The following is a 26,098-nucleotide window of genomic DNA, read 5'->3' on the forward strand; positions in this document are numbered from 1 at the left end:
AATACATAACTTGAGGGACAACAATGATACGTTATCCTATGACACCTGAAGGCAAAATTGCCTTAGAGAAAGAATTACAGCAACTTAAGTCAGTTGACCGTCCACGTATTATTGCAGCGATTGCTGAAGCACGTGAACATGGGGACTTAAAAGAAAATGCAGAATACCATGCGGCTCGCGAGCAACAAGGCTTCTGTGAAGGTCGTATCCAAGACATCGAAGGTAAATTGGGCGCAGTTCAGGAGATTGATGTTCATTCTCTTGAGAAGAATGGTCGCGTTGTTTTTGGTGTCACAGTCACAATAGAAAACTTAGACACGGAAGAGAAAAAGACCTACAAAATCGTGGGTGATGATGAAGCAGATTTTAAGATCAACAAGATCTCTGTGAACTCACCTATTGCGCGTGGTCTTTTGGGCAAAAGCGAAGGCGACGATGCTAAAATTCAAACACCAAATGGTGAAGTTGAATACGAAATCATAAAAGTTGAATATCTTTAATTTTTAGATAGCTATTAACTTTAAGCCCCTCTTTTGAGGGGTTTTTTATTTTTATATTTCACCCTAACCCTTTCCCATAAGTAGAGGGAGCTTTCATTACCTATATAAATGATTTTCTTAAAATCCAGTTGCCAGTAGATGGATTTCAAAAATAAATCATGATTCGGATGGATATTTCCTCTGCTTTGAACAGAGAGTCGGGTAGAAATGCGTATAGTAATCTTCCTAAATCCCTCTTTGGAAAAGAGGAGCTTAACTACGCTATAATCCCTCAACCCTCCCAACGTCTTTATCCCATGTCTCAACAACTGATCAACTCCCCAGTCAAACACTGGTGCGAATTCGAATTTATTTCCAAAACTGTGAAAAATCCGAATATTCATATTCAAGGAAATTATTCTTATTATTCAGCGTATTGGGATCAGGGATTTGAACGTTGTGTGGTGCGTTATTTACATGACAAGCAGTCAACAATTGAGAAACCTATTGATCAGCTTTATATCGGCAACTTCGTTTGTTTTGGTGCGGAATGCGTAATTATGATGGGTGGTAATCAGTTGCATCAAACGGATTGGATCTCTGCTTTTCCATTTGATACCCGTAGTTTTGTGCCTGCTGGCGATACGATTATTGGTGATGGGTGTTGGATTGGTTCGCGTGCCATGATTATGCAAGGTGTCACACTGGGTGAAGGTGCTGTCGTGGCAACAGGTGCTGTGGTGACTAAAGATGTACCACCTTATGCTGTGGTGGGTGGTGTTCCTGCTCAAATCATTAAATATCGTTTTCCTGAAGCAGATATAGAAAAACTGCTTTCGCTAAAACTGTATGATTTAGATGAAAAGCAGTTTTTAAGAATGCGTGAGCAGTTACAGACGGATGATGTTAGCAAGTTAGTGCAATATTTGGAAAGACTATAATCTAGCGATAATCTCACTCTCATAGCCTTTCAGAAAGGCTAATCTTTGTGGACAATCTTTTAAAATCGCTAATTGTATCGCTTTATATAAAGACCAATTTTCTTCATCAAATTTAGTATGTTTAAATTTACCCTCTTTAAAAACATCACATCTAATTTTGAATAAACGATACACCTCATCATTAACAACAGTAGACTTTAATTCTTCCTTAAAGTATTTAACTCTTTTACTTCCATTCTGATCCGATACATAAATTGAGTTAATTATTGCTTCAAAAGCAACCCACATTAGAATAAAACGTTCATTAGGGAATTTTTGCTAGAAGGCTTTATCCAATAGAATCAAAGCATCAATTGGCAATTTTCTTAATTGACTATGTTCAATACCATTGAAAAAATTTAAATGCTGAGTATCAAAATTTGAAGCATAACCCAATTCCGAACTAAACCCTGCTGTAATAAATTTATCTATATCACTTAATGTCGTAAACATTAATTCCCTAGCTAAAGGTACTCCAAATAAAATTCTTAAACTGTTAATTATATAAAGGGTCTTATCCTGACACTGTTGATTTTTTAATTCACTCTCAAGCCCAATGGTGAGTTTTAAATTATTACTATTTGCTGGAATTGAGATCTGATAATTTGTATTGAAACATTGATCCTAGCCAAAATAATGGACAATAAATCCCTCTAAAGATAATGTAATGTTAACTTTGGAGACATAAAAATGGCTAAACGCTTTAGTCCAGAATTCAAACAACAAGCAATTGATTATGCACTTTCAAACTCACATGAATCTGTAGCTGCAATCGCCCAGAAATTAGGTGTGGGTTATTCAACATTAGACAAATGGATTCGTAAAACCAATCCAGTCGGTTCAAGCAAACGTCAACTTTCTCCTGAACAACAGCGGATATTGGAATTAGAAAAAGAAATCAAACAACTCAGGGAAGCCAATGACATCTTAAAAAAAGCGCATGTGTACTTTCTGACAGATCATGCCAAGAAAAGTACACGGTAATTCAAGATTTGGATGCGAAGGAAATCTCTGTTGCTTCTGCCTGTAAATGCCTAGGTGTCAGTACTTCAGGCTATTATGCATGGCGGAAACGCCAAGCGAATACAGCGCAGAAATACAATGATTTAAAAGTCGTATATTGGCAGCACCATGCGCGCTTGGGTGCACCGTCATTGGTACATGACATGCATGATTTAGGTTATCGCATGAGTGAACGAACCGTTGGAAGAATGCTTAAAAAGCTTGGTTTACGGAGCAAGATCACACGTAAATACAAGCATACGACTGATTCAAATCATCGTTTGCCTACAGCACCTAATCTATTGGATCGCCAATTTACAGTGACTCAACCTAATAAAGTTTGGACAACAGACATTACTTATATCCGAACCAAAGAGGGTTGGTTGTACTTATGTGTAATGCTAGATTTATTTAGTCGTCGTATTGTAGGGTGGCAAACTAGCCATCGAATCGACCGCCAATTGGTATGTGATACGTTTAATTATGCACTTGCTCGTCAGGGTTATCCAACAAGTGTTATGGTTCATTCGGATCAAGGCAGTCAGTACTGTAGTCGTGATTTTAGAACACTATTACTGACAAATGATTGTATTCAAAGTATGTCTAGACGAGGCCTTGCGCAGTATACTGCTCATGGGATAATGCAGTGACCGAAAGCTTCTTTCATACATTGAAAGGCCATGTGATACATGGCAGTGTATTTGCCACTCGAAAAGAGGTGAATGCTGTCTTGTTTGACTATATGGAGATTTATTACAATCGGGTCAGAAGGCATTCTGCAAACGGATGGTTAAGCCCAGAAGCCTTTGAACAGAAATATTTTAAGAGTTTAGAGGGATCGATTGTCCACGATACTGTCTAGGATCACATTGACCACTTACATCATAATGAGTTTTAAATTTAATTCGCTCGATCTTTTCATCTGGTGGTCTTACAATACTGACATCACAATATCTAAAACTATTAACTCTTAGAAAATCTCGAATTCTAAATAAATCAGACTGTTGAATCGAAGAACTCCATATAGACTCTTCAATATTTTCAACTCCGCCATTTCTCCATTCTCGTACTAACTTCTCACGCGGATTAGAGCTCATCTTTTCCCCAGCTTAATTGATTATTTTCCATAGTAAATTTTTATGTTAACTCTAATAATTTACTATGTATTAAATTGTGAAAAAAAAATTAAATATTCAACATAAATTTAATAAAATGAATAACTTTAGACCAATTATCCCTATGTTTTTACTTGGTTTTATTTTCTAAAAATTAAGTATATGATCAAGGTGAAAGAATAATTTTTAATTTTAGTTTTTGTGAATGATTTTAATAACGGTGATAAGGAGATTGACATGGCTTACCAAAATATACTCGTACCAGTAGACGGTTCGGAAATTGCCCTTAACGTTGTAAAACACGCTGCTGAACTCGCAAAAGCATTCAACAGTAAAATCACTGTGGTACAGGTTATGACCTTAGACCCATATATTGCAGCGGAATATCTATCTCAAGGTCAGTCCAATGTTATGATTGAACGTGCTCGCGAATTTATTCAAGGCAATATCGATGCTGCCAAAGCACAGTTTGAAGCAGCAGGCGTACAGGTCGAAACAAAAATGCTTGAAGGCGAAAGTATTCACCGTACCATCATAAAAGCAGTGGAAGAGCTAAATATCGATCTAGTGGTCATTAGCTCTCACGGTCGTAGCGGCTTCCAAAAGTTACTGATGGGCAGTGTGGCACAAAGCTTAATTACACAAGTCAATGTTCCTGTCTTTGTGGTCAAGCAACAATCTTAACTTTCCAGAAAAATCACATCAATCAAAACCCAAAATTCTCAGCCATACGTGGTTGGGGATTTTTATTATGCAACATGCATTTAAAATGATGGATGTTTTATATTCCAGATCAAACGCATCTAAAAATTTTACCTTACTCTGTATGCCAGCCAAACTTTGTAAAACTAATCTTGCCGTTTACAATCCCTACCCCTTCCGCAATCAATCTGGCTTGCTGCTCGTTATAGCCAAAATCATCCAGTCGACTTAGGCTAATTTTTCCTTGTGCATTAATCACCCGATGCCATGGCAATTCACTCGAAGCATCCATCTGACTCAAGACACGCCCGACTAATCGCGCATGTCTAGGTAATCCTGCCAGCGCAGCAATCTGACCATAACTTGCGACTTTGCCATATGGAATTAGCGCAACTGTGCTTAAAATGATCTGTGCCAATTCATCTGAAGAGTTGTGTGTTGTCATATGAGAGTTGACCTGAAACGAAAAGGGTGACGCCGCTTGGCAAATGTATTTTGAGCATGCTTAGCCTAATCTCAATATTCTAATAATATAACAATCCAAGAGTATAAAAATGAAACGGAATTTACAGCATCTTTTATTCGCGGCATCACTGAGCTTAGGTACGGTAATGACTGTATCCCCTATCGAAAGCTTTGCCGCATCCAGTATTAATATTCAAAGTGTTTTGCAACAAGAACGTGCTTGGGCGGGACTTAGCAGTAAGCGCGTGAAAGTCGCAGAGATTGATTGGGCTTATAGTGAAGGCGGTACCAAAGGCAAACCTGTACTGCTACTGGTACATGGTCTTGCGGGTAGTCGAGATAACTGGAATCGCGTCGCACGTTATTTAACACTCCATTACCATGTGATTATTCCAGACTTGCCAGGACAAGGTGACAGCCGTGTTCCGAGTGACTTTGACTATTCTATTCCCAATTTAACTGAAAAATTACGCCGCTTTGCTGAAGCAATACAGATCGATAAAAGTTTACATGTGGCAGGTCATTCCATGGGTGGTGCTGTCTCTTTACTGTACGCGGCACAGTATCCGTTAGACACTAAATCCTTACTGCTTATAGACAGCGCTGGGGTATTTAAATCTGGCAATACGCCCTATTTAAAAGATCCAAATCTGCTGAGAAATTTCATCGTATCCAAACCAGGAGATTTTGATCGATTATTTAAAATTGCGGCGCAAATTCCACCATTCATTCCTAATGAGCTTAAAGTCGAACAAGAAAAATTGATGATTTCAAATGTGGCCAATACCACAAAACTGGTTGAACAATTAATCCTGATGTCAAAAAGTTATACCCCTGAAACCTTTGCACTGGCAGCCAGATCTATTGATTTACCCACATTAATTATTTGGGGTGAAAAAGATCAAATTATCAATGTTGAAGCCGCAGCCGAGTTAAAAGGACTGCTCAAGAATGCTCAAGATCCGATTATTTTAAAAGGCGTAGGTCATATGCCTTTACTTGAGCAAGAGCAAATTCTGGTGCAGCATTACTTAAAATTTCTGACTCCATTAAAATAAATTTCAACATCTAAAGCGCATCAAATATCTTTTAAATTTTGATCGCTTTTTATCACTTTAAGTTTTCGTTATACCTTTTGCTCGCATGATATTTATAAGCTTAGATGAGCACTGGATTTTCGCATTGCCATTTCAATTAGATCAATTTATCTAGAAATCAATACTGCAAATATGTATTTTCAATAAATTTTGAACAAAAAAAAAGAGGATCCGAAGATCCTCTTTTTTTCACACTACTTGATTATTAGTACAACAAGTTATTGTTGTTCAATAAATCTTGAAGTGTCGTATCTGTATTTTTGAATGTTACAAGATCAGCTTTAGCGAAAGTTGAACCAGAACCATCACGATCAATACTGATCACAGTATCGTTACCGACTTTCTTCACAGAAACATATTGATCAATATTTTGTTCAGTTACGCTGCCCTGTAACAATTTAGAAATATCGATCTTGTCATTGTTCTCAACTTTAAAGTCAGTCCATATATCGTGACCGTTACCGCCAGTTTTATCAGTTGCGTTCAGTACATTGAAGATCAGCTTATCTGCAGCATTACCCAATGCGACTGTGTCATTCGCACTTGTAGATACAAACGCTTTGCCTAGGTCAATGGTCAACGTCGCTGATTCCTCAACACCATTTGGCGCAACTAGCTTGTACTCAAACTTAACTTCAGCACTTGTAGAATTCGCCGCTGGAGTGAACTCGTAGCTACCGTTTTGATTCAATACAAGTTTACCTGATGCAACTGTGATGACGTCACCCTTAGCAAGCTCGAAATTACCAGTGTTCGGATTCTTCACAAACAATTGGTCATCTTTACTTGCCAATTTATCTGCACCGAAGCCTGTGTCATCAGTAATGACGTTACCGACTGCTTTGTTCACGCCATCGCTTACAAGTTTATCAGTTGAAATAACGGATTGAACCAAAGTGTTAATAAGTGTTGAGTTCGTACCCCATAAGTTGTAGTTCGCTTCTGAAGTGGTGAACACAACTTGCCATTGTTTAGACAATGCTGCGTTTGCTTGATACGACGTATTAAACAAGGCAGTGCCCGCAGAATGATAACCCGAACCTACAACCGTACCAGATGAACCAGCACCCGATGCATTTACCCAGTTACCAGCACTGTCTTTATACTGTACTTGGTAGCCGAACTTGTCGCCAGTAATGGTCTGGCTCAAAGCTAGCGTAGATTTAATCGCAATCTTCGCTGTACTTCCTTCAGCCAATGATTGGATCGCAAGTTTACTTACGCCATCCAGCTTCTGACCACCATAGTAAGCAACTGATTTCGCAGAACCACATACGAGTGATTGAGTGACATCCGCAGCTTTCTTAACAGTCGTTTGAGCTGAATTCACATCATCAGAAACTGATAGGTTCGTCACAGCTGGTTTAGCAGGATCTGTTGGATCCCATGTTAAATCGATACCAGAATTTGTACCAATCTGAACAATTAAATCAGCAGCTGTCGACTTACCATTTACATCAGTTAGGGTGTATTCAAACAGTTCTGTTTTGCCGATGTTGTTTAAGTCAGCATTTGGTTTATACACATACGAACCATCAGCTTTAATGATCAATGTTCCATAATCACCCTTAACCGTAACACCAGCAGCATTTACTGCTACGCCATCAACACCTGTTAACTTGGTACCACTTACAATGGTGTCATTCGCTAGAACATTACCGTTCGCTTCATGAATGTCAGAAACTTCAACTTTAAAGTCTGAACTTACTTCACGAATAACGATATCAGTTTCAACATAGCCAAACTTCGTGATCGCACTCCAGCTTTCCATATCAACGCGATATTGACCCTCAGCAAGATCATTGACTTTCACTGTCGCTTTTTCACCAAAGAAGCCAAGGAAGTCAAAAATACCTGAATCAGTGTTAGACGCTACTTTGTCCCAACCGCCTGTCGTTGTATTGTATTTTGACAATACAATATTGACTTGGTCAAAGATTGCTTTTAATGAGCCAGTTTTGATTTGTAATTCAATATCTGCATGTTTACCTGCGCCGACATTGAATGTTGTGCTGCCACTATCACGTCCAAGAACAATACCTAAAACACCAAACTTCCAGCTGTAACTAATTGCATTATCAATGAAACGCTCTGTGACAGGGTGATCATAATCAATAAATGCTTGAGCTACATCATCCACTGCATCATTACGCGATACATAAGGTGCATATACAGTTGTAGGTGCTGAAGTACCACCAACATCAGTTGCTGTTAATGTGACAGTTTGACCTTGATCAATCGCTGGACTGAACTCAAACTTGAATGCACCCGTCGCTTGGTCTGCTTGCGTCGTCAAAATTTCGCCATTAGGACCTGTATACGTCACCAATGAGCCCGCTTGAGCAATACCGTCAAGTACAGAACCATCGTCATTGAATGACCCAATCGGTGCATCTGGCGCGATAATATCTACAGTTACTGTATTGGTGTCTTTCGCTGAATTTCCAGCTTTATCTTTAGCTAAAGCATCAACTTTGTATGACCCATCAGTTAAATCAACATTTGTCGTGTAGCTCCAGTTACCTGTTGTTGAGTCAACAATCGCAGTGCCCTTATCTACAAGTACACCATCTTTGCTAATCACCAAAGTGACCGTCGCATTCGGTTCTGAAGTTGTGCCAAGGATGGTCGGTGTAACATCATCCGTAGCTGCTGTATCAAAAATTTCGACTGTAGGAATTACTGTATCAATTTCAAATACAAGTCCTACACGGTTACTATCATTGCCACTTGCATCTTTACCAACAACTTCAATCTTGTAGATAGCATCTTCAAGGACGTTTTGAGTCTTATATGTCCAACGCTTACCTTCGATTAGAGCAGAGCCTGTTTCTATAAGATTACCGTTCGCGTCACGAACAATCACCACGTCTATTGATACAGCTTCACCAATTAATTGTCCGCTAAATGTTGGCTGTTTAGTGTTCAGGAAGTAATTCACTTCTGAAGCCACTGCCGTAACCACTTCGCTTACAACTGCAGTTACTGGAGATAGTGCATTTAACAACACTGAATCAATTTGAGCGGTAGTCTTCTCTTCTACAAGTGGTGCTGAGAAGGCCATACGTGACATCATTGGAGCTGCAAATGCTACAGCAGGCTCATCAGAAGCTACTGCTGAAGGTTGATCGCTGAAAGTATTCCACCAATCATCAACATCACCATCAACTGGTGGGTCGATTGTGATTATTGGTGGAGTAGTGTCTACTTCAAAGTTCTCAGTTTTCGTTGTGCCGACATTACCTGCAACATCCGAAGGAACACCTGTAATAACATAGATATCTTCAGGTAATTTCTGAGCAGGAACATAGCTCCACTTACCATCTGTATCAACAGTGACATTCACACCTTCTTCTTTGTAACCAACTTTAGTACCAACAATTGAAAGAGTAACTGTTGTTCCTGGTTCACCTGTACCCGTAATCGGCTGTTGCTGATTATTAGTCGCGTTAGTTTGTGAATCACCAATTGGATCAATAGTGATTTGAGGAGGAGTCGTATCAACAACTAACTCAACAGGTTGAGATGGTTGTTCATTACCTGCAGGATCTTTTCCAGTTGCATCAACTGTGTATTCACCTTCTGGTAATGGCGTTACAGGTGTGTATGTCCAAGAACCATCTGGATTTACTGTCGCTGGGCCTGTCGCTACTGGGTTGCCATCTTTGTCTTTAATGACAACATCAACCGTTGAACCTGGCTCAGCTTGACCTGTTAATTCAGGCGTTGTGTCATTGGTATCCACTGGTGGATCAATGGTAATGATCGGTGGAGTTGTATCAACCACTAACGCTTCAGGCGCAGCAACAGTTTCATTCCCTGCAGGATCTTTTGCAGTTGCTTCAACTGTGTATTCACCTTCTGGTAATGGCGTAGTTGGCGTGAATGACCACGTACCATCTGGATTCACTGCCGCTGGACCTGTCACTACTGGGTTGCCATCTTTGTCTTTAACCACAACTTCTACAGTTGAACCTGGCTCAACTTGACCTGTTAGTTCAGGCGTTGTGTCATTGGTATCTACTGGTGGATCAATGGTGATGACAGGTGGAGTTGTATCAACCACTAACGCTTCAGGCGTAGCAGCAGTTTCATTCCCTGCAGGATCTTTTGCAGTTGCTTCAACTGTGTATTCACCTTCTGGTAATGGCGTTACAGGTGTGTATGTCCAAGAACCATCTGGATTTACTGTCGCTGGGCCTGTCGCTACTGGGTCGCCATCTTTGTCTTTAATGACAACATCAACCGTTGAACCTGGCTCAGCTTGACCTGTTAATTCAGGCGTTGTGTCATTGGTATCTACTGGTGGATCAATGGTGATGACAGGTGGAGTTGTATCAACCACTAACGCTTCAGGCGTAGCAGCAGTTTCATTCCCTGCAGGATCTTTTGCAGTTGCTTCAACTGTGTATTCACCTTCTGGTAATGGCGTAGTTGGTGTGAATGTCCAAGAACCATCTGGATTCACTGTCGCTGGACCTGTCGCTACTGGGTTGCCGTCTTTGTCTTTAACCACAACATCTACAGTTGAACCTGGTTCAACTTGACCTGTTAGTTCAGGCGTTGTGTCATTGGTATCTACTGGTGGATCAATGGTGATGACAGGTGGAGTTGTATCAACCACTAACGCTTCAGGCGTAGCAGCAGTTTCATTCCCTGCAGGATCTTTTGCAGTTGCTTCAACTGTGTATTCACCTTCTGGTAATGGCGTAGTTGGTGTGAATGACCACGTACCATCTGGATTTACTGTCGCTGGACCTTGTGCTACAGGGTTGCCATCTTTGTCTTTAACCACAACATCTACAGTTGAGTCTGGCTCAGCCTTTCCTGATAACTCAGGAGTAGTGTCATTGGTATCAGCAGGTGGATCAATCGTGATAACAGGTGGAGTTGTATCGACTTCAAATGCTTCAACAGCAGGATTGGATGCATTACCTTGCTTATCTTTCGCTACAGCTTCAACCGCATATTCACCTTCAGGTAATGGAGTAGTCGGTGTGAATGTCCAAGAACCATCTGGATTTACTGTCGCTGGACCTTGTGCTACAGGGTTGCCATCTTTGTCTTTAACCACAACATCTACAGTTGAGTCTGGCTCAGCCTTTCCTGATAACTCAGGAGTAGTGTCATTGGTATCAGCAGGTGGATCAATCGTGATAACAGGTGGAGTTGTATCGACTTCAAATGCTTCAACAGCAGGATTGGATGCATTACCTTGCTTATCTTTCGCTACAGCTTCAACCGCATATTCACCTTCAGGTAATGGAGTAGTCGGTGTGAATGTCCAAGAACCATCTGGATTCACTGTCGCTGGACCTTGTGCGACTGGCTTACCATCTTTATCTTTAATCACTACATCTACACTAGAACCTGGCTCAGTTGTACCTGTTAATTCCGGTGTTGTGTCATTCGTTGCATCGATTGGATCGATAGAAATTGCTGGACCACTGAAATCAACTAAGAAATCTTCGGTTGCATCTGCTGTATTACCCGCTTTATCTGTTGCTACTGCAACAACTTTTTGCTCACCTTCAGCTAAGTTTTCAGATGGTGTGAATGTCCAAGTATCGTCTGGATTTACAGTTGCTGGGCCAGAAACCACTTTACCATTAGCATCCGTAACGCTAACAACAACAGCTGTACCCGGTTCAGTCGTACCTGTGATTTCAGGTGTCGCATCATTTGTAAGATCAATTGGATCAATCGTTACATTTGTTGGATCTGTCGTATCAATGACGAACTCAACTGGTGCTTCTACAGTTACTTCATTCCCTACAGGATCTTTCGCAGTCGCTTCAACTGTGTATTCACCTTCTGGTAATTCTGTCGTTGGCGTAAATGACCACGTACCATCTGGATTCACTGTCGCTGGACCTTGTGCTACAGGGTTGCCATCTTTGTCTTTAACCACTACATCAACTGTCGCGCCTGGCTCAGTTGTACCTTTAATTTCAGGTGTAGTGTCATTGGTATCTACAGGTGGATCAATGGTAACAACTGGTGGAGTTGTATCAATCACCAACGCTTCAGGTGCAGCAGGAGCTGCATTCCCTGCAGGGTCTTTCGCAGTTGCTTCAACTGTGTAATCACCTTCTGGTAATGGGGTAGTTGGAGTGAATGACCACGTACCATCTGGATTCACTGTCGCTGGACCTTGAGCTACAGGATTACCATCTTTGTCTTTAATCACAACATCTACGGTTGCATCTGGTTCAGATTTACCGGTTACTTGTGGTGTTGTGTCATTTGTCGCATCAATTGGATCAATCGTTACGACTGGTGCAGTTGTATCTACTTCAAATGCCTCAATAGCTTCAGATGTATTACCCAATTTGTCTTTTGCTACAGCTTCAACCGCATACTCACCTTCTGGTAAAGGTGTTGCTGGTGTAAATGCCCAAGTACCATCTGGACTCACTGTCGCTGGACCTTGCGCTACTGTATTACCGTCTTTGTCTTTAATGACAACATCTACAGTAGTACCTGGCTCGGTTTTACCAGAGATAGTTGGCGTCGTGTCATTGGTTTCGTCAATTGGATCGATCGTAATATCTGGACCACCAAAGTCTACAATGAATTCGTCTGTCGCATTGGCAGTGTTACCTGCTTTGTCTTTAGCTACAGCAACGACACTTTGCTTACCTTCTGCTAAATCTTCAGACGGTGTAAATGTCCAAGTACCATCTGGATTGACAGTGGCTGGACCTTTAACAACTTTACCTTGAGAGTCAGTAACGGTTACTTCTACGCTAGAGCCAATCTCAGTTGTACCTGTGATTTCTGGCGTTACATCATTTGTATCATTAGTTGGATTAATCGATACATTTGTTGGTGGTGTAATATCAACTCTAAATTCTTCAGAATCTGGTGCACCTTTATTCCCAAGCTTGTCAGTTGCTACACCAGTTACATTGTAGTCACCTTCGGGTGCTTCGAAGAATGGAACATACTTAAAGTTGCCATCAGCATCTGCATATACAGTTGCTGTCATTACAGAACCACTTGGAACGTGAGTAATCGTTAAATCTACTTTCGCGCCTGGTTCAGTTTTACCTGTAAATTCTGGTGTTTTGTCATTGATTTCATCCGTTAATGAAACTGGATATACATCAATCACTGGACCAATTGTATCTACAATGAAATCTTCAGTTGCTTGAGCTGTGTTACCTGCAGCATCAGTCGCTACTGCAACGACATCTTGTTTACCATCAGCCAAGCTTTCAGGTGTATATGTCCAAGTACCATCGGAATTAACAGTTGCTGCACCTGATACCACCTTACCATTGACATCCGTCACAGTTACAACAACAGATGTACCTGGTTCAGTCTTACCTGTAATAGTAGGCGTATTATCATTGGTGTCATTTAAAGGATTAATTGACACACCAACTGGTGCAGTTGTATCAACATCAAAATCTTCTGTAACAGGTTCACCTTTGTTACCAAGTGGATCTTTACCTACAGCCTCAACGATATAATCACCTTCTGGTAATTCTGTCGTTGGCGTGAATGACCACGTACCATCTGGATTTACAGTCGCTGGACCTTGGGCAACTGGATTACCATTTGCATCTTTGATCACAACATCAACTGTCGCACCTGGCTCAGTTGTACCGGTAATTTCAGGTGTTGTATCTTTGGTTGAATCAATCGGATCAATCGTAACAACTGGACCATCAACATCGACAGTGAAGTCTTCATTCGCTGAACCTGTGTTACCAGCAGGATCTTTCGCAGTTGCTTCAACTGTATATTCGCCTTCTGGTAAATCTGCAGTTGGTGTGAATGACCACGTACCATCTGGATTTACAGTCGCTGGACCTTGGGCAACTGGATTGCCATTTGCATCTTTGATCACAACATCAACTGTCGCATCTGGCTCAGTTTTACCTTTGATTTCAGGTGTTGCATCGCTTGTGATATCAAGCGGATCGATTGTAACTTCAGGACCAGTGGTATCAACGACAAAGTCAATTGGTGCATCTACAGTTGCTTGGTTACCTGCAGGGTCTTTCGCAGTCGCTTCAACGGTGTAGTTACCTTCTGGTAATTCTGTTGTTGGTGTGAATGACCACGTACCATCTGGATTTACAGTCGCTGGACCTTGGGCAACTGGATTACCATTTGCATCTTTGATCACAACATCAACGGTCGCACCTGGCTCAGTTGTACCTTTGATTTCAGGTGTGGTGTCATTGGTAGGATCAACTGGATCAATGGTCACTACTGGTGCAACGGTATCTACAACAAAGTCTTCTGTTGCTTGTGCTGTATTGCCTACTTCATCTGTCGCTACTGCAACAACTTGTTGCGGACCTTCAGCTAAGTTTTCTGATGGTGTGAATGACCATGTACCATCTGGATTTACAGTTGCTGGGCCTGAAACTTCTTTACCATTTGCATCTGTTACAGTCACGACAACAGTTGTACCTGGCTCAGTTGTACCTGTGATTTCAGGTGTTGCATCATTGGTTAGATCAATTGCATTGATCGTAACGTCTGTTGGAATTGAAGTATCAATCACCAAATCTACTGGTGCATCTACAGTTGCTTGATTACTTGCACGGTCTTTCGCAGTCGCTTCAACGGTGTAGTTACCTTCTGGTAATTCTGTTGTTGGCGTGAATGACCACGTACCATCTGGATTTACAGTCGCTGGACCTTGGGCAACTGGATTGCCATTTGCATCTTTGATCACAACATCAACGGTCGCACCTAGCTCAGTTGTACCTTTGATTTCAGGTGTGGTGTCATTGGTAGGATCAACTGGATCAATGGTCACTACTGGTGCAACGGTATCTACAACAAAGTCTTCTGTTGCTTGTGCTGTATTGCCTACTTCATCTGTCGCTACTGCAACAACTTGTTGCGGACCTTCAGCTAAGTTTTCTGATGGTGTGAATGACCATGTACCATCTGAATTTACAGTTGCTGGGCCTGAAACTTCTTTACCATTTGCATCTATTACAGTCACGACAACAGTTGTACCTGGCTCAGTTGTACCTGTGATTTCAGGTGTTGCATCATTCGTTAGATCAATTGCATTGATCGTAACGTCTGTTGGAATTGAAGTATCAATCACCAAATCTACTGGTGCATCTACAGTTGCTTGATTACCTGCACGGTCTTTCGCAGTCGCTTCAACGGTGTAGTTACCTTCTGGTAATTCTGTTGTTGGCGTGAATGACCACGTACCATCTGGATTTACAGTCGCTGGACCTTCGGCAACTGGATTGCCATTTGCATCTTTGATCACAACATCAACTGTCGCACCTGGCTCAGTTGTACCTTTGATTTCAGGTGTGGTGTCATTGGTAGGATCAACTGGATCAATCGCAACTGGAGGAGGAGTCGTATCTACAATTACACCTGCAATATCTGGTACAGGCGTTACGTTACCAGCCAGATCACGAGCGATTGCTTCAACTGTATATTTACCATCTGCTAGATTTTTTGGTGTAAATGACCAAGTACCATCCGCATTTGGTTTAATCGTTGCATTCTCTACAACTACCCCAGCCTCATTTTTCACAGTAATACGAACCATCTGAATACCTGCTTCAGTGGTACCCGTAAATGTAGGTGTTGAATCATTGGTTAAACCAAAATCTTGTACCTCCACAGGTGGAGCTACAGTATCAACGATAAATTGAATAACATCTGTGGTTTGGTTTTTAGCACTGTCCACACCGTATGCGATCAGTGTGTAATCACCATCCGCAAGCTTAACACCACTATTATAGGTCCATTTATCTGTTGTTAGATCAAAGGTTGTTGCTGGACCTTTAGCAATTGTATTGCCATCTTTATCTTTGATTTCTAAATCGACTTTTACAACATCTTGATTTGTTGTTCCAGTAAACACATACGCTGGGTTTTTTATATGGAAAATCACATTCGTCTCCGTTTTTAAAAGCTTTTCTTGAACAGCATCAGACTGAATAGATAAAGCTGAAAATTTTGCAGTGAATGTTGAAGACTCGGTGTTATCCCAATCATCATCATCACCATTAACAGGTGGATCAATTGTTATGATTGGAGGGGTCGTATCAATTTCTAACCCATCAACCTCTTTTGTTACTTCGTTACCCGCTGGATCTTTTGCAGTGACTTCAACTGTGTATTCACCTTCAGGCAATTCTGTCGTTGGAGTGAATGACCACGTACCATCTGGGTTTACAGTTGCTGGACCTTGTGCGACTGGATTGCCATCTTTGTCTTTAACAACAACGTCAACCGTTGAACCTGGTTCAGTTTTACCTGTAAGTTCTGGCGTCGTGTCATTTGTTGATACTGGAGGATCAATCGTAATTACTGGAGGAGTAGTGTCAATCACCAACGCTTCTGGAGCTGCAATATCCGTATTTCCATTTGGATCTGTTGCAGTTGCATCAACTGTGTATTCACCTTCAGGCAATTCTGTCGTTGGAGTAAATGACCACGTGCCATCTGGGTTTACAGTTGCAGGACCTTCCGCTACTGGATTGCCATCTTTGTCTTTAACAACAACATCAACCGTTGAACCTGGTTCAGCCTGACCTGAAATCTCAGGTGTCGTGTCATTGGTATCAACAGGTGGATCAATTGAGATGTCTGGTGGAGTTGTATCAACCACTAATTGTTCTGGTAAAGCTGCTTGTTCATTGCCAGCTGGATCTTTTGCAGTTGCATCAACTGTATATTCACCTTCAGGCAATTCTGTCGTTGGAGTGAATGACCACGTGCCATCTGGGTTTACAGTTGCTGGACCTGTTGCAACCACATTCCCAGTTGCATCTTTAACCACTACCGTCACGGTCGAACCTAGTTCAGTTTTACCTGTAAGTTCTGGCGTCGTGTCATTGGTATCCGCTGGTGGATCAATAGAAACCACAGGTGGTTGAGTATCCACTGTGAAATCACTAACAGGTGATTTAGGGCTTTCTTGGCCGTTTACAGTTTGTGTAACTGTCAAGCTATGTGGACCTTCAGCCAATGGAGTCGTTGGAACAAACTCCCAAGTTCCATCTTCTTTCGCTACAGTTTCACCCAGTAATTGATCACCATCATAGACCTTGATTGTTGCACCTGGCTGCGCTCCAGAACCTGCAATGGTCGGAGCGGTATCATTGGTAGATTCACCATTTGCTACAACGCCTATTTTAGGCTCAAGATCATCGAGCACCGTAGGTGCTGGCAATGCATTAACAGTTGGCGCAGGAGGGGTCGAATCTCCGCCATCACTGCCACCACCTGCCGCTGCTGCAATACCTGCAACACCCGCACCCGCCAACCAAGGTAAAATTCCACCGATGAAATTGTCTGAGTAAAGGAGCGGTTCAATTTCTTCAATTGGGTAATACAAAATAGTTTCAGCGATGGTGCCATCTGTATTGGTAAATTTCACCCAATAAAGCTGACCGCTCTCATCTTGAAAAACCAGACTATTGTCTGCAAATTCCGCATTGAAATAATTTTCAACAACAATTACTTCACCGTTTCTTAAATTTATTAAAGCGTTATTATTTTCGCGAGTGATTGAAGCTACGTCATCTTTAGAAACTTGAACAACAACAACAGAATTTTCGTTCAGTCCAACCTTATTAGAACTTACATTCTCTAATACCTGATGACTCTCTTTCGAAATAACGGAGATGTTAGGCATGGTAAATTTCTCTCTTATAAATTTTATTTTTATCGATCTTTTATAAATCACTAAAGATAAAAAAGATTGACACTATTGTGTATAATTGAGACTTATATCACACTTTATGTATTTTTTGTGAAAAGCTCCCGAAGGCTTGCGTGCATTTTTGTAAATAGTATTTTTTTGGGAGGATATGTTTATAAAATCCAGTGATTTGAAAACTTATAACAAAAAATAAAACCTATGTATTATTAAAATAAAATATATAAAATCAATTATTTAGCTATAATTACATTTCAGAATTTCTATATAATACATAATTATTATTGTGTATATTTAAAAAAAAATTGGTAATTAAAAATCTCAAAATTCGACTGATTTGAGGTGAAATGCAGTTTATTAGCGTCTATCGAATGGAAAAAATCTAGTTCAATTATGCTCATCAATTTTTCTATTCAGTCTTTCTTTAGTCCAAAATAATGACTATTTTTTATAATTTATTTGTTATTTTTACATGCTTTGCCAACCCACAGATACATCACTTTTGACAGGGTAAAATGTCCAACATGACAAAAATTTAAAAATCATCGTTTAAATCAAGCTAAATTAGCTCATCGATTTTTGTATAAAAGGGGCAATGTAAATCCATCTTTACACGCTCCTTTTTACACAGATACTCCAATTTCATTTAGAAATTATCGGGATTTTCCAACCGTTTAAGTTCCTGCACTTTATTTGGGTGATGCACCGCCGTAACACCATCTCCAGTCTTAATATCAGAAATGGCTTCAGGATTATAAATCGTAATAATTTCATTGCCTTTTGCGTCTTCAACAATGATGTATTTCACGCCGCTTCTGTTCATTTTGTGGCACATGCGCTGATACCATCCTTTGAACCCTTCTGTTTCTTCATTCGGATTGTAATAAAAAGCATTCATAACCGAAGGCAATCCCAAACCGCAAACCAAGCCAGACAACAACACCACAATAAAGGTATAACCAATCAAAATACTGCTGTATTCACTTAATTGAGGCACATTCGCCACAGCCAAAATAAGTGCAAGTGAAATACCGCCCCTTACTCCACCCCACGATAAAATCGCTAAACTACCGTTGTAGCTTTTTTTACGAAAAGAAGGGAAAAATGCAAATGATAAATAGTTGGCTGCAAAACGCGAAAGGTGCAAAATAATAAAGGCCACGATACCGCCCAAAATCATACTGGCATTTAAATCGAGAATAAATAATTCTAGACCAATTAAGGTGAACAAGAATGAATTGATAATCCCTTCAACCGTATGCCAGAAATGATTCACTTCACTAATTTCACGTGTTTCTAAAATTTCTTTCCAGCGATTACCCACAATCAAACCACCAATGACACAGGCAATGGGAGCAGATGCATGGGCAAACAATGCCACCAAATAAGAACCACACGCCAATAATGCTGTGGTGAGAATCAGTGATTCCATCTCGTGCTTGCCACGTAATATCCGCAGAATTGCCCAGCCAAAGATCCAACCTATGATCACAGCCACCACAATCTCATACAACAAAGTTTGTAGTGTTGCCAACAGACTAAAATGCTCACCTTCTAGCACGTTGAGTAAGGTCATGAAAACGGCGATACACATGGCGTCATTAAATAAGGATTCACCTTCTAACTTCACCATCAAATGATGTGGCGCACGAACTGAACTTAGCACCCCTTTAATTCCGATAGGATCGGTCGCGCCTAATGCAGAACCGAGCAACAATAACACTAGAAACGGAACAGGATTGCCAATCAAATACTGGAACCCAAAAATTAGCCCCCCAAACAAAGCCGCGCAAATCACCAAGGCAATGGTGGCCAAAATACTAATCGGTTTCCAATATACTTTTAAATCTGAAACTTTAAACTTTAGAGCTGACGACGTTAGGATGAAGCAAATCACACCATTCACCAAAAAATCATAGAAGTCGATGTGTCTGACCGCAGACTCAATATTATCCAGATTAATAGTAATGAACTGATTACCACCCAACAAATTTGCAGCCCATTGTAAAATAAAGACAAAAATAGCTGAAACAATAGGCACACCAATCGCTTGCGGAAAACCCAAAATTCTTTTATTGAAAATCGTTGTTGCAATGGAGAGCGCAAAAACAACTGTAAACACTTGGAGAAAAAAATAATTGCCCATATTGCGCCTATAGATTTTTTATAGCTTTGATAAATACAGATATTTAGTAAATAAATAAATAAATTGAGTGAAAACATTTTAAAATGATTTAAATCCAGTAAAAAGGCATGTTTATTATTTTTTGCGCATTCATATGAAGAACAATGAATTATTGTTTTGTGGAAAGATATTTAAAGCCCAGTCAAATAGATATCTTGAACTGGACTTATCATAATGCTACGTCTTATATAAAATTAAATAGTGGCTTTAAAGGTATCACACTGATTAATGTCGCCCGTTTGCATACCTTGATTAAACCACTGCATACGCTGTGCACTGGTTCCATGCGTAAAACTGTCTGGAACAACGTGTCCACGCGCTTTTTTCTGTAAATAATCGTCACCAATTTTATGAGCTGCATCCATCGCCTCTTCAACATCACCTTGCTCTAAGAACTGTGTGCGCTGATTGGTATCTTTCGCCCAAACCCCAGCTAAACAATCTGCTTGTAATTCTAAGCGTACCGAAAGTGCATTGCCTTGGGCTTCATTAGATTGCTGACGAGCCTTTTGAACTTGATCTGAAATACCCAATAAGTTTTGCACATGATGACCGACCTCATGTGCAATCACATACGCTTGTGCAAAGTCTCCTGCGGCTTGGTTATTGGCAAGTTCTGACTGATTTTGCTCACCCGAAATTCCCATTTGTGTACGCATATCTTTAAAAAATTGCGTATCGATATATACCTTTTGATCCGCTGGGCAATAAAAGGGTCCCATTGCAGACTCAGCCGCGCCACAACCTGAATTAACCACGCCACTGAACATCACCAGTTTAGGAGGTATATATTGCATGCCATTTTGTTTGAAAATAGGCACCCAGGCATCTTCCGTATCCGCGAGAACCGTCCCCACAAAAGCAGAGGCTTCTTGTTGCTCTGGCGTAGGATTGGCAATTTCTGAAGCTTGTTGTGAACCTTGTGAAGTCACTTGTTTGGTGGCTTGATATGCCTGCTGAGGATCGACACCAAAAAACTTCCATGCAATAAAAGCCACAATTAAACCCAAGATACTAAAGCCACCCGCTTTAGCCCCACCACCGCCACGACGATCTTCTAAATTACTACTAACACGACGCCCTTTCCAACGCATAGTCTTATCCTTATTTTAGTCTCATGTATATTTTATCGTTATTTAATTCATTATGCCGATTTGGTTTTCGAGAAAATCTTCTTGCCTGCTGTCACAATTAAAACCACGATCAGACCTGCAATAAAACCGATCACAAAATTGATCAACGTTGGCGTTAATGCCCCAAAAATATGACCAAAAGTTGGAATATGCTCCGCATAGTCCACTGATTCCTCAGTTAAATGATGAAACCAAGGTACGCCATGACTAATAATACCGCCACCGACCAAGAACATTGCAATAGTTCCAACAATCGTTAAAGTCTTCATAAGCTTAGGAGCAAATGCTAACAAACCACGACCGATAGTCTTTTTGAAACTTGAAGCTTGATCGACCAGATACAAACCTAAGTCATCAATTTTGACGATCATTGCGACAAAACCATACACCCCAACAGTCATCAAGATTGCAATCACACATAAAGTGGCAACTTTAATCCCAAAGGTAGCAGCAGCAACTGTCCCAAGTGAAATCACAATAATTTCGGCAGAAAGAATAAAGTCAGTTCGAATTGCACCTTTGATTTTTTCTTTCTCAAGCGAAGCTAAATCTTTCTCGAGTAACTCTTTTTCAATTTTCGCTTCTTCAACTGTGGCTGCTTTCTTATGCTGTATGGTATGTAAAACCTTCTCAACACCTTCATAACACAGGAATAAACCACCTATCATCAATAAAGGTGTAATGAGCCAAGGTGCAAAAAAGCTAATCGCAAGCGCCAAAGGCACCAATATACATTTATTTAGGAAAGAGCCTTTCGCTACAGCCCAAACGACTGGGAGTTCACGCTCTGCAGACACACCGCTGACTTGCTGTGCATTTAAAGCCAGATCATCCCCAAGTACACCTGCCGTTTTTTTGGCTGCCATTTTACTCATTACTGCAACGTCATCCAAAATCGCTGCAATATCATCTAGTAAAATCAGTAAACTACCTGCCATTTGTTATTATCCAATTTTTAAAATCATGGCTTAATTTTACAGATTTTATTCACTTAAATGATGTAATTCAGTAAATTTTCAGGTTTTTTTTAAATCACAGTGCAATTTAACCGAATCATTTACTATTAATTTATAATGACATTCTCATCCTCTCGAGTTAAGTGAGAGCTTAAGTTTTTTAATTTCTATATCAGTACAACTAAAGCTAGGCATTCAGAACAGTTCTTCTTACAATAACCAAAATTTATTTTCTTTCGGTAAGCGCTATGAGTCATTCAGACAATCGCCCAGTTATTTTGACGGGTGACCGTCCGACCGGACAACTTCATTTGGGTCACTTTGTCGGCTCTTTACGTTCACGTGTGGGTTTACAGGATTCACATCATCAGCATTTACTTCTCGCTGATGCACAAGCATTTACAGACAATGCCGATAATTTCGAAAAAGTACGTCGTAATATTATTGAAGTGGCTACAGATTATTTAGCTGTAGGCATTGATCCGACCAAGACCACCATTTGTGTTCAATCGAGCTTACCGGCTTTAAATGAATTGACCATGTTATATCTTAACTTTGTAACGGTATCTCGTTTAGAGCGTAACCCGACCATTAAGTCTGAAATTCAGATGCGTGGTTTTGAACGTGATATTCCCGCAGGTTTCTTATGCTACCCAGTAGCACAAGCTGCTGATATTACTGCTTTTAAAGCTTCGATTGTCCCTGTCGGCGAAGATCAAATTCCCATGATCGAACAGACTAACGAAATCGTGCGCCGTCTCAACCGTCAAATTGGTCGTGAGCTGCTTCCAGAATGCAAAGCACTCCTTTCAAATGTCGGTCGCCTACCTGGTTTTGATGGCAAAGCGAAAATGTCAAAATCTTTAGGCAATACCATTGTCTTAGATGCATCGGACAAAGACATTAAGAAGGCCGTGAATGCGATGTACACAGATCCGAACCATTTACGTGTGGAAGATCCAGGTCAAGTCGAAGGCAATGTGGTGTTTACTTATCTTGATGCATTTGATCCAAATACAGATGAAGTAGCTGAATTAAAAGCGCATTATCGTCGTGGCGGGTTGGGCGATGGCACGGTCAAGAAACGTTTAGAAAGCGTATTAAAAGAATTGATCACCCCAATTCGTGAACGTCGTATGGAACTGGCTAAAGATCCGGATTACATCATGGATATTTTAAAAACTGGCACTACAAAATGTCGTGATATTACCCAGCAAACTTTAGATGAAGTGAAATCTGGTTTGGGTGTTTTCCACTTTTAAACTGTGACGATTTAAAGTGCTCATCATTGATTGATATCGTTAAAACCTCTCCTTGCGAGAGGTTTTTTAATTTTAATCATCAGCAAGACCCTTCATTAAGCAATATTAACGAGAACTTACACTACTTTACGTAATTACATATGACGATCTAATTGAGATTGATTATTATTTTTAAACAGTTATGAGCATCCCCAATGTTCATAACATTTCTCCTTAACCGAAACTGTGAAAACAGAGTCGTTGTTATACGCAATGATCACCCCAATCATTGCGTATTTTTTTGTCTATCACAAACGTCATGTTCCAGACTCATATGCTCATAGAAAAAAACCATCTGAGTGATTAAAAATCACTGAATCTTTTAAAGTATTCCGATATTTAATTTAATCTATTAAACAGCATTAATAAGTTTAAACTATTGTTAATTTACATTAAATAATAAGCATTTGCCAAAATCTGATTGAATCTATAAACTGGCTCAATTGGAAGAATTTGTCTTTCAATTCAAACCTGTAGGTCGTATAAGAATAGCATTTTTAATCGTTAGAACCACGTACAAGAAAAAAGTAGAGTATTCATCAATGTGGGATTTGTTTGTTCATCCATCTAATTTATTTTTCAGCGTTAGTCTGTGTTTGATGCTACTTTTAGGCCTTGTCGAATGCATTTTACTGATTGTAGGGGCAAGTTCTCAAGGTTTCTTGGATCAATTTATTCCTGACTCATTGTTTGATACCCATCATCCTGATTTTAATGTCGATGCTGATCATGGTCTGTGGATTCAATTTTTAGACTGGCTTTGTTTGGGTCGAATTCCCGTTCTAATTTGGTTAATTATATTCTTAACCACCTATGCCCTTTTTGGTTTTATTACTCAGGGAATATTCTTTCATTTCACCGAGAGCTATTTTCCTTTATGGATTATTGCGCCCGCGACTTTGTTTTTGTGCATGCCGATTGTACGGGTGATCGCAAGTATTTTCGTCAAAATTTTACCTCAAGATGAAACCACAGCCATCCATAGCGATGAGTTGATTGGGCTGACCGCTGAAATTATTTTAGGGAATGCCAAACCCAATTATCCAGCGCAAGCCAAAGTGAAAGATCAACATGGTTTAACCCACTATGTGATGGTTGAACCTGCAACAGAAATTACGCTTTTACAGGGTCAAAGTGTAATTTTGACTCATAAAACGAAAATTGGTTTTCAAGCCATTCCAACTTAATATAAACACTTCGAGATCATTCAATGATGAATTCTACTTTTTATCAAATTTTAATTATTGCCGGCATTATTTTAGCCGCACTGATTGTGATGGGAACTATTGTTGCCCGTCTTTATAAACGTTCAAGTAAAGAAGTTTCATTTGTACGTACCGGTTTTGGCGGTGAAAAAGTCATTTTAGGTGGCGGCGCAATCGTGTTACCTGTGTTGCATGAAGTCATTCCTGTCAATATGAATACACTGCGTTTAGAAGTGAAACGTGCTGCAGATCAAGCTCTGATTACGCGTGACCGTATGCGTGTCGATGTCATGGCTGAGTTCTATGTACGTGTAAAACCGACTGAAGAGTCCATTGCGACAGCCGCGCAAACATTAGGTCAAAAAACCATGTCGCCGCAAGAACTCAAAGATTTGGTTGAAGGTAAATTTGTCGATTCACTTCGTTCGGTCGCTGCTGAAATGGCGATGGAAGAATTGCATGAAAAGCGTGTCGATTTTGTGCAAAAAGTTCAGCAAGTGGTCTCTGAAGATTTATTTAAAAATGGTTTAGAGCTTGAAACGGTGTCTTTAACCGGTCTGGATCAAACCAGCTTTAAATTCTTTAACCCACAAAACGCATTCGATGCTGAAGGTCTAACCAAACTGACTGAAACCATTGAAGACCGCCGTAAAAAGCGTAACGATATTGAGCAAGATGCAGACCTTGCCATTCGTACCAAGAACCTACAGGCTGAGCAAGCGCGCTTACAAATTCTTCGTGAAGAAGAATATGCGAAAATGCAACAAGAGCGTGAAATCTCGATTCGCAAAGCAGAGCAGATGTCAGAAATAGCAACACAAGAAGCGGCTAAAAAACGTGAAGCTGAAGAAGCTCAAATTGCTGCTGAACGTGAGGTTGACTTAAAACGTATTACTGCTGCACGTGACGTTGAAAACCAAAACATTCAAAAATCTCAAATTATTCAACAAGCGCAAGTTGAACAAAAGAAAACCATTGAACTGGCTGAGCAAGACCGTGCCATTGCGATTGCTGAAAAGTCTCGTGCTGAATCAGAAGCGAAGGCACTTGCTGACCAAGCCCGTGCTCAAGCCGTAAAAGCGGAAGAAGAAGTCATCACAGTACGCGAAACACAACGTGCAGAACGTGTGAAAGCGGTTGAGTTGGTTGCTGCGAAACAAGCCGCTGAAACTGATGCAATTTCGATTACGGTTGCAGCAGAAGCATCAAAACAAGCCGCGGCAGATGATGCAGAAGCGGTTCGAATTGGTGCTGAAGCGGAAGCTGAAAAAGTGCGTTTAAAAGCCAAAGGTGAAGCAGATGCTAAAATCTTGCTGGCTGAAGCACAAGAGAAACAATACCAAGTCGATGCTGAAGGTACACGCGCTGTCAACGAAGCCAATAACATTTTGTCTTCTGAACAAGTGGAAATGCAAATTCGTTTAGCTTTGCTCAAGTACTTACCTGAAATTATTCGTGAAAGTGTTAAACCCATGGAGAATATTGATGATATTAAAATTCTTCAAGTGAATGGCTTGGGCGGTTTAAGCGGAAGCTCAGCATCTGTAGGTGACCATGGTGAACAAGGTCAAGTGGCATTATCCGATCAAGTGGTGAATAGTGCACTACGTTATCGCTCACAAGCGCCTTTAATTGACAGCCTAATGAATGAATTGGGCATTAATGGCGGTGACATCAACGGTTTGACCCAAACTTTGAAGCCTAAATCAGAACAAGTACTGAAATAGAAATTTGAAAAATTAAAAATGTTTTAAATAAAAAGCCCTGATCATTCAGGGGTTTTTTATCACTTATGAAAATAATTTATTTT

Annotated in this window: 15 protein-coding genes and 1 pseudogene; 8 read left to right on the forward strand and 8 right to left on the reverse strand. The window is 40.4% G+C overall.

The features are described from left to right. Positions 1-23 precede the first annotated feature (23 nt). Both greA and AMD27_RS11620 read left to right on the forward strand, forming a co-directional pair. The gene (greA, locus tag AMD27_RS11610) at positions 24-500 is read left to right on the forward strand and encodes a transcription elongation factor GreA (protein ID WP_067660660.1); all 477 of its coding nucleotides are present in this window, start codon (positions 24-26) and stop codon (positions 498-500) included. A 296-nt stretch (positions 501-796) separates the two neighbouring features. Next, positions 797-1,420, forward strand: a complete 624-nt coding sequence (locus AMD27_RS11620) for a CatB-related O-acetyltransferase (RefSeq protein ID WP_067660665.1) — start codon at positions 797-799, stop codon at positions 1,418-1,420. Here AMD27_RS11620 and AMD27_RS18915 read toward each other — a convergent pair. Together AMD27_RS18915 and AMD27_RS18920 are read right to left on the reverse strand one after the other, a co-directional pair. After that, positions 1,415-1,708, reverse strand: coding sequence for a hypothetical protein (locus AMD27_RS18915; RefSeq protein ID WP_067660668.1), 294 nt, complete (start codon positions 1,706-1,708; stop codon positions 1,415-1,417). The genes AMD27_RS11620 and AMD27_RS18915 overlap by 6 nt on opposite strands. A 30-nt stretch (positions 1,709-1,738) precedes the next feature. Then, a complete protein-coding gene (locus AMD27_RS18920; RefSeq protein ID WP_212846447.1) occupies positions 1,739-1,912 on the reverse strand; it encodes a hypothetical protein in 174 nt (57 codons plus the stop codon). 237 nt (positions 1,913-2,149) lie between these two features. On the opposite strand from AMD27_RS18920, the pseudogene AMD27_RS11635 reads away from it, so the two are divergent. Continuing rightward, a pseudogene (locus tag AMD27_RS11635) lies at positions 2,150-3,323 on the forward strand (IS3 family transposase). Here the strand turns inward: AMD27_RS11635 and AMD27_RS18755 are convergent. Then, positions 3,283-3,558 (reverse strand): hypothetical protein, encoded by a 276-nt coding sequence (locus AMD27_RS18755; RefSeq protein ID WP_171254759.1) that lies wholly within the window; start codon positions 3,556-3,558, stop codon positions 3,283-3,285. The pseudogene AMD27_RS11635 and the gene AMD27_RS18755 sit on opposite strands and share 41 nt — an antisense overlap. Positions 3,559-3,813: 255 nt before the next feature. On the opposite strand from AMD27_RS18755, the gene AMD27_RS11640 reads away from it, so the two are divergent. Continuing rightward, the gene (locus AMD27_RS11640) at positions 3,814-4,260 is read left to right on the forward strand and encodes a universal stress protein (RefSeq protein WP_067660674.1); all 447 of its coding nucleotides are present in this window, start codon (positions 3,814-3,816) and stop codon (positions 4,258-4,260) included. 133 nt (positions 4,261-4,393) lie between these two features. Here AMD27_RS11640 and AMD27_RS11645 read toward each other — a convergent pair whose 3' ends face one another. Beyond that, the gene (locus tag AMD27_RS11645; RefSeq protein ID WP_067660677.1) at positions 4,394-4,723 is read right to left on the reverse strand and encodes an MGMT family protein; all 330 of its coding nucleotides are present in this window, start codon (positions 4,721-4,723) and stop codon (positions 4,394-4,396) included. Positions 4,724-4,832: 109 nt separating this feature from the next. On the opposite strand from AMD27_RS11645, the gene AMD27_RS11650 reads away from it, so the two are divergent. Then, a complete protein-coding gene (locus tag AMD27_RS11650; protein WP_067660680.1) occupies positions 4,833-5,801 on the forward strand; it encodes an alpha/beta fold hydrolase in 969 nt (322 codons plus the stop codon). Between the two features lie 244 nt (positions 5,802-6,045). Here AMD27_RS11650 and AMD27_RS11655 read toward each other — a convergent pair whose 3' ends face one another. From AMD27_RS11655 to AMD27_RS11670, 4 genes are all read right to left on the reverse strand, one after another. Then, positions 6,046-17,484 (reverse strand): BapA/Bap/LapF family large adhesin, encoded by an 11,439-nt coding sequence (locus AMD27_RS11655; protein WP_067660683.1) that lies wholly within the window; start codon positions 17,482-17,484, stop codon positions 6,046-6,048. Between the two features lie 670 nt (positions 17,485-18,154). After that, entirely contained in the window at positions 18,155-19,654 is a 1,500-nt protein-coding gene (locus AMD27_RS11660; protein WP_067660686.1) for a cation:proton antiporter, read from the reverse strand. Between the two features lie 233 nt (positions 19,655-19,887). Beyond that, a complete protein-coding gene (locus tag AMD27_RS11665; protein ID WP_067660690.1) occupies positions 19,888-20,787 on the reverse strand; it encodes a neutral zinc metallopeptidase in 900 nt (299 codons plus the stop codon). A gap of 50 nt (positions 20,788-20,837) precedes the next feature. Further along, positions 20,838-21,764, reverse strand: a complete 927-nt coding sequence (locus AMD27_RS11670; RefSeq protein WP_067660692.1) for a DUF808 domain-containing protein — start codon at positions 21,762-21,764, stop codon at positions 20,838-20,840. A gap of 266 nt (positions 21,765-22,030) precedes the next feature. Here AMD27_RS11670 and trpS point away from each other — a divergent pair, with 266 nt between their 5' ends. The 3 genes from trpS (at position 22,031) to AMD27_RS11685 (ending at position 26,015) form a co-directional block, all read left to right on the forward strand. Continuing rightward, positions 22,031-23,044, forward strand: a complete 1,014-nt coding sequence (gene trpS, locus AMD27_RS11675) for a tryptophan--tRNA ligase (protein ID WP_067660695.1) — start codon at positions 22,031-22,033, stop codon at positions 23,042-23,044. Positions 23,045-23,625: 581 nt separating this feature from the next. Next, positions 23,626-24,270 carry a YqiJ family protein gene (locus AMD27_RS11680; RefSeq protein ID WP_067660698.1) on the forward strand — a complete coding sequence of 215 codons (645 nt, stop codon included), beginning with the start codon at positions 23,626-23,628 and terminating at the stop codon, positions 24,268-24,270. 23 nt (positions 24,271-24,293) lie between these two features. After that, complete coding sequence (locus AMD27_RS11685) at positions 24,294-26,015, forward strand: flotillin family protein (protein WP_067660701.1); 1,722 nt, start codon at positions 24,294-24,296, stop codon at positions 26,013-26,015. The last annotated feature ends 83 nt before the right edge of the window (positions 26,016-26,098 follow it).

Source organism: Acinetobacter sp. TGL-Y2 (assembly GCF_001612555.1).
Lineage (GTDB): Bacteria > Pseudomonadota > Gammaproteobacteria > Pseudomonadales > Moraxellaceae > Acinetobacter.

Excerpts from the sequence above, each read along its gene's own strand:
- greA (WP_067660660.1), top strand. The coding sequence starts at position 24 with ATGATACGTTATCCTATGACACCTGAAGGCAAAATTGCCTTAGAGAAA.
- AMD27_RS11645 (WP_067660677.1), bottom strand. The coding sequence starts at position 4,723 with ATGACAACACACAACTCTTCAGATGAATTGGCACAGATCATTTTAAGC.
- AMD27_RS11640 (WP_067660674.1), top strand. The coding sequence starts at position 3,814 with ATGGCTTACCAAAATATACTCGTACCAGTAGACGGTTCGGAAATTGCC.
- AMD27_RS11620 (WP_067660665.1), top strand. The coding sequence starts at position 797 with ATGTCTCAACAACTGATCAACTCCCCAGTCAAACACTGGTGCGAATTC.
- AMD27_RS11665 (WP_067660690.1), bottom strand. The coding sequence starts at position 20,787 with ATGCGTTGGAAAGGGCGTCGTGTTAGTAGTAATTTAGAAGATCGTCGT.
- AMD27_RS11680 (WP_067660698.1), top strand. The coding sequence starts at position 23,626 with ATGTGGGATTTGTTTGTTCATCCATCTAATTTATTTTTCAGCGTTAGT.
- AMD27_RS11685 (WP_067660701.1), top strand. The coding sequence starts at position 24,294 with ATGATGAATTCTACTTTTTATCAAATTTTAATTATTGCCGGCATTATT.
- AMD27_RS18915 (WP_067660668.1), bottom strand. The coding sequence starts at position 1,708 with ATGTGGGTTGCTTTTGAAGCAATAATTAACTCAATTTATGTATCGGAT.
- AMD27_RS11660 (WP_067660686.1), bottom strand. The coding sequence starts at position 19,654 with ATGGGCAATTATTTTTTTCTCCAAGTGTTTACAGTTGTTTTTGCGCTC.
- trpS (WP_067660695.1), top strand. The coding sequence starts at position 22,031 with ATGAGTCATTCAGACAATCGCCCAGTTATTTTGACGGGTGACCGTCCG.
- AMD27_RS18920 (WP_212846447.1), bottom strand. The coding sequence starts at position 1,912 with ATGTTTACGACATTAAGTGATATAGATAAATTTATTACAGCAGGGTTT.
- AMD27_RS11655 (WP_067660683.1), bottom strand. The coding sequence starts at position 17,484 with ATGCCTAACATCTCCGTTATTTCGAAAGAGAGTCATCAGGTATTAGAG.
- AMD27_RS18755 (WP_171254759.1), bottom strand. The coding sequence starts at position 3,558 with ATGAGCTCTAATCCGCGTGAGAAGTTAGTACGAGAATGGAGAAATGGC.
- AMD27_RS11670 (WP_067660692.1), bottom strand. The coding sequence starts at position 21,764 with ATGGCAGGTAGTTTACTGATTTTACTAGATGATATTGCAGCGATTTTG.
- AMD27_RS11650 (WP_067660680.1), top strand. The coding sequence starts at position 4,833 with ATGAAACGGAATTTACAGCATCTTTTATTCGCGGCATCACTGAGCTTA.